This window comes from Nocardia wallacei (assembly GCF_029869545.1).
Taxonomy (GTDB): domain Bacteria; phylum Actinomycetota; class Actinomycetes; order Mycobacteriales; family Mycobacteriaceae; genus Nocardia; species Nocardia wallacei_A.
In genome coordinates, this window is sequence record NZ_JARWQD010000290.1 from 67,862 (window position 1) to 86,589 (window position 18,728).

General features: G+C 66.9%; 1 protein-coding gene (cut by both window edges). It reads left to right on the plus strand.

All 18,728 nt of this window come from inside a single coding sequence — locus tag QH290_RS25545, MFS transporter (RefSeq protein WP_280385647.1), on the plus strand. Of the gene's 51,279 coding nucleotides, 19,945 precede the window and 12,606 follow it; the stretch shown corresponds to coding positions 19,946-38,673 — codons 6,649 (partial) to 12,891 (complete); the first codon wholly inside the window starts at position 3. Both codon boundaries (start and stop) fall beyond the window edges.

The following is an 18,728-nucleotide window of genomic DNA, read 5'->3' on the forward strand; positions in this document are numbered from 1 at the left end:
ATTCGGAGCTGACGGGACACCTGCTCCGGCACAACCGCATCGAGATCATCCTTCATCCCGAGACCGATGTCGTGAGCGGCTCGTTCGAGGCGCGACTGCCGGTCGGGGATCGGGCCGTGCCCGAATCCGCCTCGACGACGTTCGAAGGCAGTTACCTGGTGGACGGCGGGATCGTGGTCACCGCGATCGTGCTCCGGCACGGGGACGGCGCAGCCGAGGACAGCCGGGATCCGGAGCGTACGAACCGGGTACCGGAGCCTCGCGTCGCGCCGTCGACGACCGCCGAATCGCGCGCGCAGTCCGGTAATTCGGTTCCGGAGCAGCGTTCCGGGGACCGCATGGCCGCGGTCGATGCTCGAGACAACGAACTTCTCGAAGCGATGCGTGCCGGCGATATGACGGCGTTCGGAACGCTGTACGAACACTACGTCGACCGAGCCCGCAACGTCGCCTATCGGATCCTCCGGTCGCGGGACGAGGTGGACGATGTTGTGGCCGAAGCGTTTACGAGGACGGCGGCCGCCATCGCGAACGGCGAGGGGCCACGCGAATCGTTCCGGAACTACATCCACGTCGCCGTCCACCGGGCTGCCCAGCACGCAGCCGCACACCGCAGACGACTGGAACTGGTGGACGACTGGACCGGGTACGACCAGGGCGAGCCGTTCATCGATATTCCCGAGCAGGCGTTGGAAGCCGACATGGCGGCACAGGCTTTCGAGCGCTTGACCGACAACATGCGTGATGCGTTGCGCCACCGCACCCTTCGCGATCCGGATGCGCCACCACCGCAGACGAATGCGAACGCGATCGGCGCCTCCGCATTCCGGGCCCGCGAGAAGCTTCGCCAGGAATACCTGCAGCTGCACCTGAAGGAGGCGACCGATCCCGCCTGCAGGCACACGGTGGACAACCTCGGTGCCTGGGCACGCCGCGGCCTCCGCCCACGCGCCGAGAAGAAGGTCGCCACACATCTGGGAACCTGCGACAGCTGCCGGGAACTGGCGGCCTACGTGGCGGAGGTGAACAACAGCCTCGGCGGGGAGCAGCGTCCGGTCGACCCCGTTGCCATCGACCTCGATTCGGAAGAGCCCGGTCCGGCCGATTCGCTCCGTTTGCAGCCCGCACGACGCAACGCGCTCCTGTACCGCGTCCAGGAGTCCGAGCTGGCCCGGTATCTCTACGACAAGCCGGAGGTCAAGGCCACCGCGGTGGCGATGCTGGACCGGCTGGAGAAGGTGATCAGGGGCCTGTGCCCGGAGGCGACCGACGACCAGATCCGTGCGGCGTTCGACGCCTCCGCGCGACCCCGATGGGGCGGCATGGTGCTGCCGTCGGTGCCGCTGGAGGAGCTGAAGCGGGACGGGAATCCGCGCGAGCTGATGTCGGCCGTCCTCAACGCGATGATCCGCCACGCCGAGCTGGGCGATGCGGTGTTCGGTCCCTCGCTGGACCAGGGAATCGCCCGATACATGAACCGCGACAAGGAATCTCGACGGCGTCAGGCAGACGAGCTGGGCCTGGACTTCGACTACTTGGAGAAGGTTCGGACGGCAATTCTCGAGGACAAACAACCGGGCGAGCCGATCACCTGGGCCGACCTCAACCCTGTCCGATACGTGCGAACCGACGGAGAACGGGCCACTGCGGCCTTCGCCGAATATCAGCGGCGCACGCGGGCATTCCCCGACCGCGTCGGAGCGGAGCCGCGGCTCACACCCACCTCGGGGCATCTCGCAGCGCTGGGGATGCCGCTGTCGCTGCGCGAATACGCGGCGCTGCCCGAGCGAAAGGTGTTGCGGGTCAGCGAACTCGACTCCGATGTGCCGCGCCACTACCTCGCCGACGGCCGCATCGATACCGCCCGCCTGACGGCACTGCTGCAAGAACGCGACCCCGAGATCGAGTATGTGGCACCCACGTACATGCTCGACGCACGCGGTCATCGGACGTTCGACGACGAGGGCCGCTGCCGCGTCCGATCGATCGAGGTCTTCCGCAACGAGGGTCTCGTGTCCCCGGAGGAGGCATACCGTCTCGACCATTCCGAATACGTCGTCCAGCTACCGTGGCAGCCGGGATTCGTCTACGTCGATCCGGACCTCGACAACGACTACATACACGAACTCGCGGAGCAGGAAATCCCCGTGAACTCGGGGATTTCCGGCACCGCCACGCGCATGCTCGCCCGCTTCCGCTGGCTGCGCCCGCCCGAGGTATCCGAGCACGACTTCATCGCCGCGTTGATCCCCTTCATGCTCCCCTACCACCACACGACCTACGAATTCGTGCGTGGCCTGGAAATGCTCGGGGTGTCGATGGGAGACGACATCGGGGCCATGCACCGGTCCATGGCCGACCGGTTCGGCCCGGTGCAGCATCCGCCGACCGATACCCGGCTCCGGCGGGAGATCGGGCAGCAGGTCGGCCGGGGGCGCCGGGCCCGCGCGGCCGAACTCCTCCGGGAGCACCATGGTGCGACGGTCGACGCCTGGGTGCGGGCGCATGCGCCCAATCAGCCTGCGGCGCACGAGTTCACCGCTGAGGTCTGCGCCGCGGCGGCCGACCGCTGGACCGAAATCGGCGACCACGGTATCGATGAGTGGCTCACCCTCGTTGCGTCCGACGTCCGCGCCGAGTACGACACCTACTCCGGGTTCCGACAGCGCGTCCTGCAGGCGTTCCTCGACAACCGCGGCATCTCGGAGACCTCCGCACTCGCCCGGGCACTGTCCGCGGCGCACCCGCGAGACATCGAATTCAGCATCGGCAGCCTCACCGCCGACGATCGGCGAGAACTCGAGCGCTTCTCGACGCCGACCGGCGATGACGGTGCCGCACAACCGATACCGGGCGACCTGCGCACCACCGCACCGCGCACCTGGGCGGCGTTCGACGCCTTGGCCGACCGGATCCTCGTCCACCACCGGGCCCGGACCGAGCACTGGCGCGACATCATCCGCCTCGCCGCGGCGGGCAAGACCAACCCGCAGATCGGCGAGGTATTCGGGATCTCGGACAAGGCCGTCGCGAGACGCCTGATGAATATCTACGACGAGCTCAACGTCCCCGGCCGAGCCGCCCTGTCACAGGCTGCGCAGGCGCTGGATGCGACCGCGGTCGACCTCGCCGCGATCAGATCGTCCGGCCGCAGGGTCGACTGCCGTCGCGGGCTGACAGAGGTACAGAGCAAGGTCCTCGCGCTGGCCACCGAGGGGCGCAACGAAGCGGAAACGGCCGACGCGCTGAACCTGTCCGAGTCCGATGTACGGGCGGCACTCGCCGAGGTACGCGCTCGGGTAGGCATCGACAAGCTGTCCGACCTGACGAATGCGGCGCGCATCATCGGCATCTCGTTCACGCGTTATGCGGAGCTGACCGAGACGGAGATCCGGACGGTCGCCCTGGCCGCCCAGGTGGCCGAAACCCAGCAGATCGCCGCGCATCTGGGCATTTCGGAGGGCGGGGTGGATCGGCTCCTGTCCCGGATTTGCGACAAGCTGCACATCACCGGCCGATCGGAATTGTCTGCGGCGGCCGGTGAAATGGGGCTGGCGCCCACGGCGCCGATCCACCCCGGCCTCACGGTGAGCGAGGTCCAGGTACTGACCCTGATCGCGGAATTCGTCCGCAACCGCGACCCGGGACGCGGTCCGGATATTCATGACGAGAACCGGCGTATGGCACAGCGCCTCGGCATATCGAACGACGCCATGCGGTTCCGGATCGCTCGCTTGCTCAAAAAACTCGGGATCGACGACCGGACCGGGCTGGAGGACGTGGCGCAGGCCATGTCCGCCCCGCTGACGACGCCCGTACCCACGGAAATGTTTACGCCGCATGCCGATCGCACCACCCGCGAACGCCTGCCGAACGCTCACGACGGGACGCCGAAGAACTATGTGCTCACCGAGCGCGAAACCGAGGTGCTCGCGCTGTCGTCGACCGGCCTGTCGGCGGCGGAGATCGCGACGCGCCTCGGCACGACCGAAAACGCCGTGCGGCAGAGTCAGCAGCGCCTCCGGCGCAAGCTCCGCATCCGTGCCGATGCCGCGGCCGCAACCGAACCGACCATCGCGGAAAAGGCCCTCGTACCGCGGTCGGGCCCGCGGGAACCCGTTACGGCTCCCGCGTTCGACGCGTGGCTTCAGGAGCTTCGGGGCCTGGGGGTCGACACCGACCGGATGATGGCGGACCTGAACCAGATCTGGGACTATCTCCGGCACGACCCGGCGTGGTCGTACCAGCGCGACCGCCACTACGACGCGGTAATCGTGCTGGGAAGCCCGGATATCGGTACGGCTGCCGTCGCCGCCAACTTCCTCGGCGAGAACGACCTCGGGACTTGCCCGGTGGTCTTCTCCGGTTTCGCGAGGGAAGGGAACAAGATCGGGGACACCTGGTTCGAGGCGGTGGCGAACGAACTGGGAATAAACTCCGAGGCAAAGAGTTTCAGGGCCGCCGCGGAGCAGCTCGGGTTGAACTCGGAAAGAGTTCTCGAAGAACCGCATGCCCCGAATACGCGAGGCAATGCGACGAAGTCCGCGCGACTCCTGTGGGAGCACGGACATCACACGCAGTCCATTCTCGTCATCTGCACGCCGATGCACGCGCGGCGTGCCCACGGCACCTTCATGAAACAGATCCCGGATCTCGTCGAGCAGCTACGCGCCGCGGGCGAACTGTCCGATTTTCTGCACGAGGTCCCGGCTACACCGCACATCAGCATTCACACGGCGAGCCTGTCGCTGTCCGACTACGTCCGCTACGGACCGATGCCCCACGCCCCACGGGCCCTCGTATCGGCCATCGCCACCGAGATTCGTGGCCTCATCGAGACGCCTGCCCTCGGACACATTGTCCCGCAAGAGATCCCGGACAATATACGCGCCGCATATCTGAACGTCGCCGGTCTGCTCGAACTCACACGCATCGGTGCGACCCGCCAGGACTTCGAGATGCTCTCCCATCTCACCCGAGGTAATTCCTATAAGGACATCGCACAGGAACACGGGACGACACCGTGGACGGTGAAGGCACGGGCCGCGTCGATCTACACGAAATTCGGCATCCGCGGCCGCAACGAACTGGATGCGGCAATCCGCGCCCGCCATGCGGTCGGTAACGCGGCGGACGCCAAGGCCGCCGCGGACCCGGTCGCCATCGAGTTCGATGATCCCGACTCGCAGCAATTCCGCCGACTGCTCGACGAGCGGATCGCCGAGGGCGATCGGGCCCGAGCGGTCGATCTGCTTCGTGAACGGTTCGGCAACAAGCTCTTTCACCTGGCGGCTCGTGCCGTGGACGGACAGAGTGCGCAGACGATCGCCGACGAGGTGTGCGAGACCGCCATCGCCCGCCTCGGACAGATCGGCACGCGCGGTATCGAGGAGTGGGTCCTCGGCATCGTCGGCCGAAACGTAGTGGCCGAGCACCACATTCACGCCGAATTCTGGCGCCGGATCCAGGATTTCCTGGCGCGTGACACGGACTACCGGGGTCGGATCGTGGACGCACCCACCTTCGTGGTGCGGCGCCACCTGAACGACCTTGCGGACGCCCATCGCAATCGACTGCGGGGGTTCCGGCCGACCCGTGCGCAGCAAGCCCGCCCTGCCCCGGTTCCCGCCACCGCATCCGACGAACTCCGGGAAGCCACCCGCGAACTGGCCCGCAGGATTGCCGCCGATCCCGACACTCGCGAAGGTCGGGAAGCCGCGGCCGCCCGCCGACTGGCGGAACTGCTGGCTCCCGCATCGGAAACACGCACACGGCCGAGGACGGTATCGCTGGGTCCCAGCGGACTGACCGAACTCGAGACCGCGATCGTCGATCTGCTCGCACAGGGCCTGTCCGACAGGAAGATCGCGCAGGCAACCGGCGTCTCCGAGGGCGTCGTGCGCTACCGCGTCGAACGGATCCACGTCAAACTCGGCACCAACGGCCATCGATCGGACATCGTCGCCATAGCCGAACAACGACAACTATTCGGCCAGCACCGCATGTTCGTCCAGTTCCGGCAGCGGATCTGGGAAATCTTCACTGCCGCAGCGGATGTCGACGCCGAGGGACCGGCGAGCCGGGCGCTGGCCGAAGCCGGCCGACGGCAACTACAGGAGTGCATCCACACGGCCCTCCCCCCGGATCAGCGGAGAAGGATCGATCAGCTGTGGGCGCTGCAGCACGACGCACCGACGCAGCCTCCGGCACCCGCCGATGTCGAAACCGAGGACCCGGTGCTGTGGCACGCCGTCCGAAGGCTCGCCGCAGCGATCACCGCCGCTTCCGCGGGGGGCATTGCCGCCAAGCTGGATGTCACGAGCGACATGATTGCGGACGGGCGGCCCACGGATCACGGAGGCCCCGTCGCGATCGACCTCGGCGACGAGTCGAACGACGGAACATCCACCGGACTGCGCCGCGGGACACCTCCGGCCGCGGATCAACGCAGCGCCCACGAGGCCGATCTCCTCCGCTATCTGCAACAGCGGTTGAAAGTGCCCGGTTCGCCGCGGAACTCGGTCGGTGAACGCTTGGGGCAGCTGGCAGAGGAGATCAACGGCGAGGTCTTCCGGATCGCCGACAGCCGCGGATGGCCCGATACCGAGGGCGAGGACGTCGGTCGGTGGCTGCGCACCGTCGCAGACGATGCGTTCCGGCAGCGGTTCTTTCACGAAATCAGGGGTGGCGTTCTCGATGTGCTTCGTGACGCCGACGGGCCCGGAGCCGACCTCGATTGCGCCATGGCCGCGGAGCTGTCGATATCGGCGTTCGAAGCCGGGTGGACGCAATTGCCGCGCGCACACCGCATTTGGCTGCAGAACCGGTTCTGGCTCGGAATCGATCCGCAGCGGACGGATCCGCGCACCGGGGCGCCGACCTTGCCGGTGAGTTCGGATGAATCCGCGACCGAGCAGCTGCTGCAGACGCTCACGGAAACGGCCAGATCGTCACGGACCCAACCGAAGACGCAGGACGAGATCGATCGCAGTCGCGTCACCGCCTTCGACTACGTGCTGGTTCGAGATCTGCTCGATGGTGACGATGACCGCCGGTATTACGAGCTGCGCTTCCGCCGCGGCTGGACGCTGCCACGGATCGCTGATGCGCTGGGCCGCACCGAGAAGCAGGTCCGAGGAATGGAGACCGCCCTCGGCCGCAACATGCACGGCGAGGGCCTCGTCGCGCGACCCGCCGCCGAGATCAAGGCAGCGGCGTTGCGGGCCAAGCACTTCGGGCCCGTGAAGGGCGTCGACTTGCTGCGGAAGGCCGATACGCTCGCCGAGGAAGAGTCGGTGTTCTTCCGCCTGCATTTCGTCGAGGGGAAGACGTTCAAGGCCATCGCCGCCGACTTGGGCAGCTCCCCGGGTCATGTCGAATGGCTCGATCAGCAGGTCACTCGCAAGCTGCAACCGGCCAGCGACCCGGCCCTGGAAACATATGGGACGCGAGCGGCCGCATTGCGGCAACAGCAGTTCGGCGATGCCGAGAAGCCCGCACCGCATGCCGAGCCCGAGCGGAACAGGGCGGACATCCCGGAGCGGTGGCGCCGGGAACGCGAGTGGGACCAGGAGCGGATCGCCGCTGTCCGTGCGGGCGACCGCGACGCCTTCGGTGAGCTGTATCAGCGGTACTACCCGCTGGGGATCGCTACCGCACTCGAGATCCTCGGTGACCGATCCACCGCCGAGGACGTGGTGGCCGACGTTTTCGCCACGTTGCTCGTCGTCATCCGGCGAGGTGGCGTGCAGGGCAGCTTCGCCGCGTACCTGCGAACAGCCGTGCGCCACAGGGCGTACAGGGCCAGCGCTCGTGCCGACCGGCAAGTTCCCACAGACGATATGGCAAATCTCGACAGGATCCAGCTCGGCGGCGATCCGGCGCCGGAGATCTCGGAGGACACCCCGATAGGGCTGGCATTCGAGTCGCTGCCGGAGCACTTGCGCACCGTGCTCTGGCTCAGCGCCGTCGAGGGGTATTCCGCGGAGGAGGTAGCCGCGCAGCTGGGATCCACCCCCCACGATGTGAAGCGCCTGATCGCCCGTGCGCGTACGGAACTCGGTGGGAAATTCGCCGCGCAGATGCCACAGCACGGTCCACTGGTCGCAGCGCTGGCGGCACTCGCCGCCGGGAACGAGGGACTCGCGGCGGCACTCGCAGCGGGCGGCGCGACCCTCGCGTCGGTCGACGACGACCTGGCCGCGGACGTCGCGACGATTCGCGCGGCGCGGCGCGAACGACCCGAGGCGCTCGGCACCTTCGTGCGGCGTCTGCACCCTGGCCCGTGCGAATACTTCGTCCGGTGGTTCATGGGGCAATCGCTGGCCGACATAGCGGCCGCCACCGGACGCAAGCACTACCTGGTCCGGAACCGATTGCACAACGCGATACGCAATGTGTCGATGTCGTTGTCCCCGCCCGATTCGATGACGAACGGCCTCTCCACGCGACGCCCGAGCGGACAAACCGATGAGGCGATATTGCTGGCCGAAGCGGTCTGGGCTCATGATCGAGATCTGCTGGAATCGGCCCCGAAGCCGACCACCGAGCACGAACGCATATGTTTCGAGTCGTACTTCGAGCAGGGCCGGACCGTGCCCGAGATCGCGGCGGCGCTGGGCTGGCAGCCGAAACGGGTTCGCCGCATGCTGCAACGCATCGCGCGACGAATGACCGCCACACTGCCATCGGAGGTGGTGGAGCGGTATCTGAGCGGTGGCGCGCTGCGGCGGGCAACCCAGGCGGATGTCGCCCAGGAGACCGGGGTGAGCATTGCGACCGTGAAGCGCGTTCTCGCCGGTCATCGAGATGCCGGGCCCGAGACGATCGAGCAGGTACAGGCATCCGCTCGTCGCCTCGGTGTCCGGCGCGGGCGCCCCGGAATCGTCGCCCACGGCGACGAGCAGACCTCGAATTCGCCGGTCCCCGTGGTGCGCACAGATCACGAGCGGGTGCCGTACCAGCAACGCGGTAAGGCGTTGCAACTCGTCCGCGCGACGCCGAAGGACCAATTGCAGCGCCTGATTCCATTCCTCTCCGAGGGTGATCAGAACGTGGCGACGCTGCTGCTCCTGGAGGGATTGTCCATCCCCCGAACCGCGGAGCGACTGGGGCGCCCCTCCAACTCGGTGCAGCAACGCCAGCACGACATCGCCGACCTGCTGGCGGCGATACTGCTGTCGGAAAATTGGGAACTTCTGCTCGTGGAAGCAGTCCACGCCCACGACCCGCAGACGCTGGCCGCGTGCCTGCCCAGACTCACCCGACTTCAGCAGCACTATGCCGATCAGTATCTGACACAGGGTCTTTCGACAAGTGACATAGCAAGCGCGCGAGGCATCCAGCAGACGACGGTCAACAAACTACTGCGGCGAATCGCCCATATCTTGGCGGCCGAGCTTCCGTCCACGCTGGTGCGGCGTTACATGAGGGCGGGCGCACTTCGCCGAGTAACGCTGGCGGACATAGCCGCTCGGGCCGGAGTGATCGAGGGGACGGCGCGGCGCGTGCTCGGCGGCGGCCACGCCGACCCGAAGACGGAGCTGCGGATCCGGACGGAGGCCGAGCGACTCGGATGGTCGAGTAGACGTCCCGGCGTCGTCGTCGATCAGCCCGATGAGAAATCGCCGGTCCCGGCGGTGCACGACGGCACCGCCGACTATCCCCGCCGCGGCAGGGCATTTCGTGTCATCCAGGCAGCGCCGCCGGAGGCGCTGGCGGCATGCATCGGACAGCTCCCGCTGGACCTGCAGGCCGGCGGCATCCTCGTGTACTCCGACGAGCTGACCATCGAGGAGAAGGCGCAGGCGCTGGGGCTCTCCCCGTCCCGCGTCGCCGCGTTGCGACAGGCCGCCGCACCACGGCTGGCGACGCTGCTGTCCACGGGTGTACTGCTCACCGACGGCTCGGCGCTGTTGCTGATCGAGGCGATCGCGGCGCACTACCCGCAGGTGCTGGAGCCGTGCTACTCCCAGCTCTCTAGCACCGAGTGGGAATACGCCGATCTGTATCTGGTGCAAGGTATCTCGCAAGCCGACGTCGCGGAGGCGATCGGCAAGCGCCGGAGCACCGTCAAGGGTGCGCTGTATCGGATTGCGCATGTGCTGGCCGCGGAACTCCCACCCGAAGTGGTGTCGCGGCTGCTGAGCCGCGGACAGCTCGGGCGGGTAACGCTCGCCGACGTCGCCGCTCGGGCGGCAGTGAGCAAGGCGCAGGCCGATCGCGTACTCAACGAACGCGGCGGAGTGAATCCCGAGACGACCGACCGGGTGCGAGCGGCCGCCGCCGAACTCGGATGGACGCAGCAGCGACGCGGCATCGTGGTTGTGACCGAGTCGGGTGTGGAGCCGATCGAACCGTCGGACGTGAACCCGACGCCGCAACCCACCACCTCTGACGCGCAGTCGTCGGGCCCCCGCCCCGATCCCGTCGCCATCGACCTCGACGACGAATTCGCACCGCCACCGGTCGCCGAGGTGCTGTCTCGGCACGTCGATGGCGCGGGCGTCGAGCGGATACTGGTGGTCAGGGGGGCCGACGACAAGGGTCGGCCGGTCTTGTGGCGGCTGCCCTCGCCGCGCGAGGCGGCCGAATTGACCGTGCAGGCCGCGGAACCGTCGACGATCACGCGAGCCGGGATCGCGGTGGTCGAGGTGCCCGAGCGGTTCGGTACCGGGGTCGTAGGCCGGACCGAACTCCACGACGTCCAGTGGCTGACCCTGGAGGAGTTGGGCCTCAGACAGACCAATCGCGGTGTGCCCAGGGGATTTACAGCCTCGGTATCCGCCGCGCTGGAGGCGGTCGGCCGAGTGCCCGCACCGGCGGACGCAACAGAGGAACTCGCCCGGCTCGGCTCCCGTCTGTCCTTGAGCACGGACACCGTCGCACGTCTGGTCCATGAACTGGCCGAACGACCGGCCGATACGCAGGAAGCGATCCTCGGCTACTTTCGTGACCTCACCGACGAGTTCGAGCTGTCGAAGGTGACGATCGAGGCCTACGACGCCAGCAGAGACAAGGACCGACTCGACAGTAAGCTGTACCAGCAGCAGCTCCGGATCCGTATCGCCGCCCACGCCGATATCGAGGACGCGATCCTGACTCCCCTGGCACCCGAGATGCTGTACGAAATGGTGCGTAACCCGAACTGGAGCGCCGCCGGTATCAGCAAGGGGATCGAGCTCTTGGCGAAACCCTCGATTGCAACCGCGTTGCGTAAGATTCAACAGGACAATGCGGATTTCGTGCCCTACATCATCGCGGGCTTTCCTCTTCGGATTGCAGACCCGGACAGCCTCGAGCGAGAGTTGCATCGGATTGCCGAGCTGCCGCCGGGAAACGTGGATCCGCGTTTTCTCGACACCCTCGACCGCTGTTTCAGCGACGGAGTGAACGGAAAGGACGTCGCGTGGGTGTTCCTGGCTTCCCGCGAGGACGTTTCACCCGACGCCATCCGGCAGGAATTCGCGAACAGACTCCTGCGGTCCGGTCAGATCTCGCATATCCCGGACGATGCACTTGCCCGGGTGACATTCACGCCACAGCAGCTACAAGCGGTGGAGGACACCTATGTCGACGGCCCGCCCGGTGCCGACTTCGGCTGCTATATCGCGACGGTGGGCAAGCTGCCCTCCGCCAAGCGGCCGCCGACGGTTCGTGCCTCGCTGGAGATCATGCGGGATGTCACGCCCGGATTTGCCAAATGCGTCCGTGCGCTGATATCGGACAGTGCTCCCGAAACCGAACGGATCATCCTCGGTTTACGACGCACCGGCGACGCGGTAATTCCTGAACTGATAGACATCGCACGCGCTTTCGTGACCGAGGTCAGAAGCGCGAGAATCTCCGCCGAGAGTCTGGCGAAGGTACAGTCGTCGGAGTTCCTCGGACAGCTGCTGATCACCGTTACCCGGTATGACTCGTCCGAATGGGGATCCCAGAGCCTCGCGTCCCTGCGCGAGTTGCTCAACTACCACGATCGGGCATCGGCGGAGGGCAGGATCGCACCGGCCCCCGCGGAATATCGGCCCAGCGGTGTCGTCGAGATCGCCAAGCTACGATCGCGCGACAGTGGGTCCGGATCACAATGGACGGAAGACCTGCTGACCCGATTCGAGAGGCTGGCGAAGAATCTGCAGGACGCGCGCTCCGCCCTGACCGGCGTCCCGCGGCCGTTCACCCATCTACTCGACAAGCTCGGGCGCGGCATCATCGACCATATCGAGGAATTGGACCGCTACCTCGTTTCGGACACGCTGGCCGACGGTACACCCATGAACGACAAAGCACGTCGGAACATGGAACGGCGGGTGCGTGAGCTGAAGGAACTCGTCGCCCCGGACGCCACGGGTTCGCAACAGTTCCCCGCGCTGCGATCACTCGAGAACTTCGAGGAGAATTTCCGACGGCTGGTGCAGGTCGGCAAGTTGCACGACGATCTCCGAACCATATGCTTTGCCTGGGCGATGCAGCAACACCCGGTGTGGGTCGAAAGGTTCGAAAGTCTTCGACCCGACGTACCCACCTTGGACGACGTGGGCCGCGTCCGGGATTTTGTCGAACATACCACCAATCAGGAAGTATTCTTCCGCTACTTCTCGGACCGCAAGGGCGCGAACAGGTTCCGGCGGATGACCAGCGTCATGGCTTTGGAGGAAGCGATACTGCGCGCCCAGGGGGTCGGAGTATCGAGCGATACCACCCCGCTTCAGTTCGTTCCCACCAGGGGACCGCTGCTCGAACTTTCCGGGAATATCGCCAGCGCCTGCTGGGCAGGAAAATACTCGTCTGTAGCCGAGGCGATGCCCAATATGACGGCCGTCATCATGGTCCGGAATCCCGACGACCCGATGCGTACCGCATTCGCCGGGGCGAGTCTTCTCCTGGAGACCACCAGCGCGGCCGGTGAACCCATCCTGCTGGTACGCGGTCTCAATCCCATCGAGAACTACATCAACCACGTCTCCGTCGCTGATTTCTACCGAGAATTCATGGGCTGGGCACAGGAGATCGCCACCGCCCGCGGATGTCGGCTCGCCGTGGTCATCGATAACAGAGGTGGCGCGTCGACGAACCGTCCCGTGCTGTTCGATCACCTCGCCAAAGAGCGCAATAAGCTGGCTCCGATCCGGATCGACTCGGCGAACACGACCTTCAACGGCCACGACGTCGCCGACACCACCTATCTCGTCGAGCCGGGAACCGGCAATCCCGTCGCGATCGACCTCGACGGCACCGACGAACCGCAAGCCCCGGGCGAATGGGGCAACCCACCGCGGGTGCATGACGATCAATCGGCGCAACATCCGGAGTCCCCGTGGGGCACGTTCCCGGATGAGGCTGCCGCGGCCGCGATACATGACCTACCCGCATCCGCCGGGTACCTGGATCCGGATCTGACCCTCGACTTCCATCCGTTCTACGCATCCGACGGCCTGCGGACCGAGGAGGACGTGGATGCCGTCGCAACTGCCGTCGGCGAGATGATGCGCGGGCGAGGCTGGCGCGACACCGGCCAGATCGACGCGGCGGTCGAGCTCGTGCGCGCCGCAGGGCGCAACGCGGTCGCATACATGACCGCCTACACCGACGCCCTCCGGCGAGCCGACGTCTCCCAGACGGACGGGCATATTGCCTTGGACGGTATGCGGGCACGGCTCACACTGCGGATGACACATCAGGCCGGGATCCGGTCACTGCAGGTGGCGCTCGCGGTCGATCAGTACCGGCCCGAGCGCAACCCCACTCTCGAGACGTTCGTCTGGCACGCACCCTTGTTCAGCCACGACCATATCGGTGCCGACGTCCGGGCACCGCTCGACACCGCCACCCGGTCGGGCGTCGAACAGTGGGGCGAGGTCTGGGCACGATTCGATGAGCCGGGATCACTCGAGCCGGACGGCACGAGCGCCGAACCTCCGCCGACGAGCGAACTCGAGGTCAAGGCACGCATCGCGCGCAAGCTGTACGACGATCACCACATTCGCCTGCTGGGCTGGGATATTCCGGTCGTACCGCTGGCGGCGGTCGAATCGGTCGACCGGACACTTCGAGCGTTGATCGCCGAATACGGCGGACGTTTCGCGTTGCGGGCCATCGGCTTCCGCGACGTGCCCCAGGACTTCGGCCGAACAGATTCGTTCGGCAGCACCACCGCCGACTCCCGAGACCATTACGCGACCATCACGATCAGCACCAGGATCTTCACCGATCCGGACCAGCGGCGGCGATGGGCGGAACACGTCGAAAACCATTTCTTCGCCGAGTCGAACCTGGACATCGTCTCCCAGACCACACACCACGAGTTCCTGCACGCGGTGGCGGGCAACAGCAACTGGATTCTGCACGACCAGGCTCCAGCGGTCCTGCGTGCGGCCTATCGGCTGTACCGCGCCCACGGCCTCCTCCCGGAGGACCTGAGTTTCCCCGCTTGGCTGGCTCAGCTTCCCGGCTACGCGTTCTATGACGGAAGGCCCGAAACCGAGACCATCGATCCGATCGAGGGCCTGGTGGAAGGAGCCACCGCGGGTGCGCTCGAATCATCGCTGCCACTGACCCATCCGGCTCGGATTCTGCACTGGCTCATGGTGACCCGCGACGAGTCGTCACCGGCGGAGATCCTGGCGCGGTGGGTGCGGTGGCAGGCCGCCGCCGATCCGGAGGACCGGCAGATTCGGCTGCTGGTCCGAGAGTTCCAGTCGCTGTCCGGCCGGGCCGACATCACGATGCCTGCGCAACCGGTTCGGGCGGGGACCGCCGCTGACACGCTGGCCGCCGCGACCGGAGGCCGGGCCCACACCTACGCCGATATCGGCGAGGTCGACAAGCTGCTGCGTACCGGGTCACCTGGTCGGCACGGCGACGGCACGACGGCGCTCGTCGTCCAGCCACGCGGCGACGGGGTGACCGAGCGCACCTGTTTGCTGGTCCGCCGCGACGCTCCGGACGGACGGATTCGCATCGAGCAACGCGACCCCGCATCGGGCCTGCTCCTGGCCAATCACGTACCGCCACAGCGGTCACCGGGCGCCGCCGTGCGCGCCATTCTCTTCGACAGCACCGGAACGCCAATCGCCCCCGGCCCGACTTCCGGCGCGGTGGCGAAGGTTCGCGCGCGGTCCGAGCGGCGCATCGACGAATGCCTCGATCGGACCGCCGAGATCATCACGCTCGAAGCCCGCGACCACGACGACGGGCGCCGCAATGACTGGCGAAAGCTCAAGGAGGACATCAAGGCTCGGCTCATCGATGTCACCGGAGAAGCGGACCCGGTACAGAAGATCATCGATGACGTCAAGAGCGGCGACAACCACACCACCGTGGTCCTCGTCGACGACGGCACCACCATGCACGCCCTCACCGTCACCGCGGTCGGCGACACCGTCATCTTCTTCGACACGAACATCGACAACGGTCCCCACGTCCCCCGCGTCCAGGCCGTCGACGAATTCCGAAGCCGATTCACCGATTTCACGCGCATCTTCAAGGCCGAATTCACCGAGGATCCCGCCACCGGAAAGCTCGAGGACCGGCACAGGGACACACCCGAAGATGCCGACGCACCGACCCCGCGCGACGGCGAAATCACCGGCCTTCCCAAACCCGCCTTCCTGGAATGGATTCGCAACAAGGCCCGGCCCAAGAACAAGGAGCTGGCCACTCTGTACACCGGCGCAACCCTGTCCACGATCGGCAGCGTCGGACTGGCGAGTTATATCCCGTTGCTGGTCAACCAGATGAGCGACTCCTCCCAATTGACCGGCCTCACGTCGTCCGCGACCCAGGCGGCCGCGGTCCTCGCACAGCTCCAGGCGGGACAGATCGCGGACAAGTACGACAACCGCCGCACGCTGCGCATCACCTCGGGGATCGGACTCACCGCCACCGCCGCCACGGGCGGCTGGGTCCTGGCCGGGCTCCCCGGTGCGCTGGAGGCGCTCATCGCGACGGCCGTCCTCGTCTCCGCCACCGACTCCATCGCAGGAACCGCCACCACCGTCTACGGCCGGAAGCTGGTCGAGACGGAGGAGCAGAAGAAGAACGCGATGACGCTGCAGCTGCTGGAGCGTCAAGCATCGGGGACCGTGGGTAACTTCCTTTTCCCCATGCTCGGAAGAATCGCGCCGGTGGTCCCGCTGTGGGCCGACGCCGCGAGCTATGCCGCGAATATGAAGCTGCTCGGCAAGCTCCCACCGGCGCCGTCGAAGCAGCACCAACCGCTCCGCCGGCTCGACGGCGCCCGGGCGATGTGGCGCGACCCCTATCTACGAGGCAACGTCGGGCTGTTGATCCCTTGGGGTTTCGGCGCATGGGCCTCGGGCGTACATATGGCGGATCTCATCAACTCCAACGGCTATTCGGCGACCACGACCGGGCTGCTGATGGCGGGCGGAAGCACCGGGGTGCTGCTTGCCGCGTTGTCGCCCAAGCGGTTCAAGGAATGGATCAGCCTGAAATGGATGCATCCGGTAACGATGGCGACGTGGGCGTCGCTCATGACCACGTACGCCACCACGACCAACCCCTGGATCATCCTGCCCACCTCCGTCGCCGTCGGTTCGGCGGTCATGCTCAACAACAAGAAGTTCTTCGAGTACCAGGCGGATGTGGTGCCGGAGCAGGCCATCGGCGGCGCGATGTCCACCACGGCCATCATGAACAGCGCGAGCGGCATGGTCGGCGGCGCGCTCGGCGGTTATCTGCTGGCGACGATCGGCGGGACGGCAACGGGCTGGCTGAACGCGAGCATCTTCGGCGCCGCGGCGGCCGCCTCGGCCGTCCTGGCGTACTTCACGAATCGGCGCATCGAGGAGTGCCTCGACCGCACGGCCGAAATTCTCACCCTCCAGCCTCGTGCCGACGACAAGCGCGACAACGACTGGCGCAAACTCCGCGACGTGCTCGGGGCCCGGCTGACCGAGGTGGACCCCACCGACAAGGACGACCCTTTCCGGGAGATCATCGACACCGTCAAGGACGACGGCAATAACGTCGACGTCAGCGTCGTTCTCGTCGACGACGGCACCACCATGCACGCCTTCGCCGTCACGGCCGTCGACGGCACCGCCATCTTCTTCGATACGGGCATCGACCACACCGCCAATCCCCATCTCAGTAAGGAAGACAAGCGAACGGTCAAGAGGAGCCCCGGCATCCGGCGCATCCCCCGCGTCCAGACCGAACACGAATTCCGGAACCGATTCACCACGGTCACACGCATATTCAAAGCCGACCTCACCGAAGACCCCGCCACCGGAAAACTCGAGGACCTCTACAAGGGCACACCCGAAGACCCCGACGCGGCGACCCCGCGCGACGGCGAGATCACCGGGCCGCCCCGGGCGGAACAACCGGGCGGCAACGGAATCGACCCCGTGGCAATCGATCTCGACGATGCCGACTCGACCCTTCCGGCGGATCCGCACCCCACCCGGCAGGAGCGACAGGACGCGGCGAGGGCGATCGCCGCGCTGCGGCAACGGTTCGGGGAGCACGCGACGATCCGGTCGCTGGTCGACCGGGTGGCTCCGGATGAGGTGGTCGACGCCGCCCGCGCCCGCGCCGAAAGGAATGCGGGCTGGTGGTTTTCGCTGTCCGGCGACGAGGTCCTCGTCGACGGGGTGGGGATGACGGCGGAGCAGGCGGCGATGGTGGCGTTGTATCCCGAGCTGATCGGCAATACCGACGGCATCCCGTACGCCGTGCGCGACCGCGCCAATCGGCGGTCCATCACCCGGCAGCTCACCCGGCTGCGCCGGATCCTCGGCTATCGCCCGCTCACCTCCGCGGAGCAGACGCATCTGCGCAACCTCGAGACCACCCGGGACCACCTGGCCGAAATAGCACGCCGGGTAAGGGAATTGGGTTCGCCGCCGGTGCAACTGCTCGCCTACGACGCCCAGAAGTACGGCGGCAACGGACGGATCTCCGTCGCCATCGGTGACGCCGACGAGGCGACGAACATCACCCGCCATGTCGGTGGCTTCGGGACCACGCTGCGGTCGCTGCTGTACCGATACAGGTTCGCGGGTCCCCAGTACGAAATGACCTCGCGGTACGCACCCGGCGAAACCGTCGCGGCCATCATCGATATCGGCTACGAGCACCCCACCAAACTGCTGCGGGGTACCGCGCCGGTGCTCCCGTTCGATCCCGCCTATCGCCGGTTCGCCGAGGTCGGTGGCTACGTTGTCGCGCGAGATACGGTGTCCTACAACGCCACTCGCGAGGCATTGGCCGCGCATCGGGGAATCGCGCCGCCGCGGTTGCACACGCTGCTCGGGCACAGCTACGGCTCCACCACCGTGTGCTACGCGGGCCGGGACGCGCGGCTGGCCGGAGAGATCGACCAGGTGGTGCTGACGGCTTCCCCGGGCGCGGGCCCGATGACCCGGGCCACCGACTTCGGTATCGGAGCCGACAATGTCCACGTCCTGACGGCGACCCGCGACTACATCGCCTGGCTCGGCGCCACCACCCCGAACGGGCGCGGGCGATTGCTCAACCGCGGTCTGGGAGTGGATCCCGCCAGCGAGTCCTGGGGGGCGGTCCGGGGCACCGCGGAGCCACCGAAGACACCGGAGTTCCGCAAGCGCAAGCAGGTCCATCAGGGCTACAACTCCTACGCCGATGCCGAGGCGCGGGAGCCGACGGAGTCGCTGGACAGCATCGGCCTGATCACCGCGGGCCGCGGCGCCGAGGTCACCCGCGCAGGCCACCGCCCGTCCGGT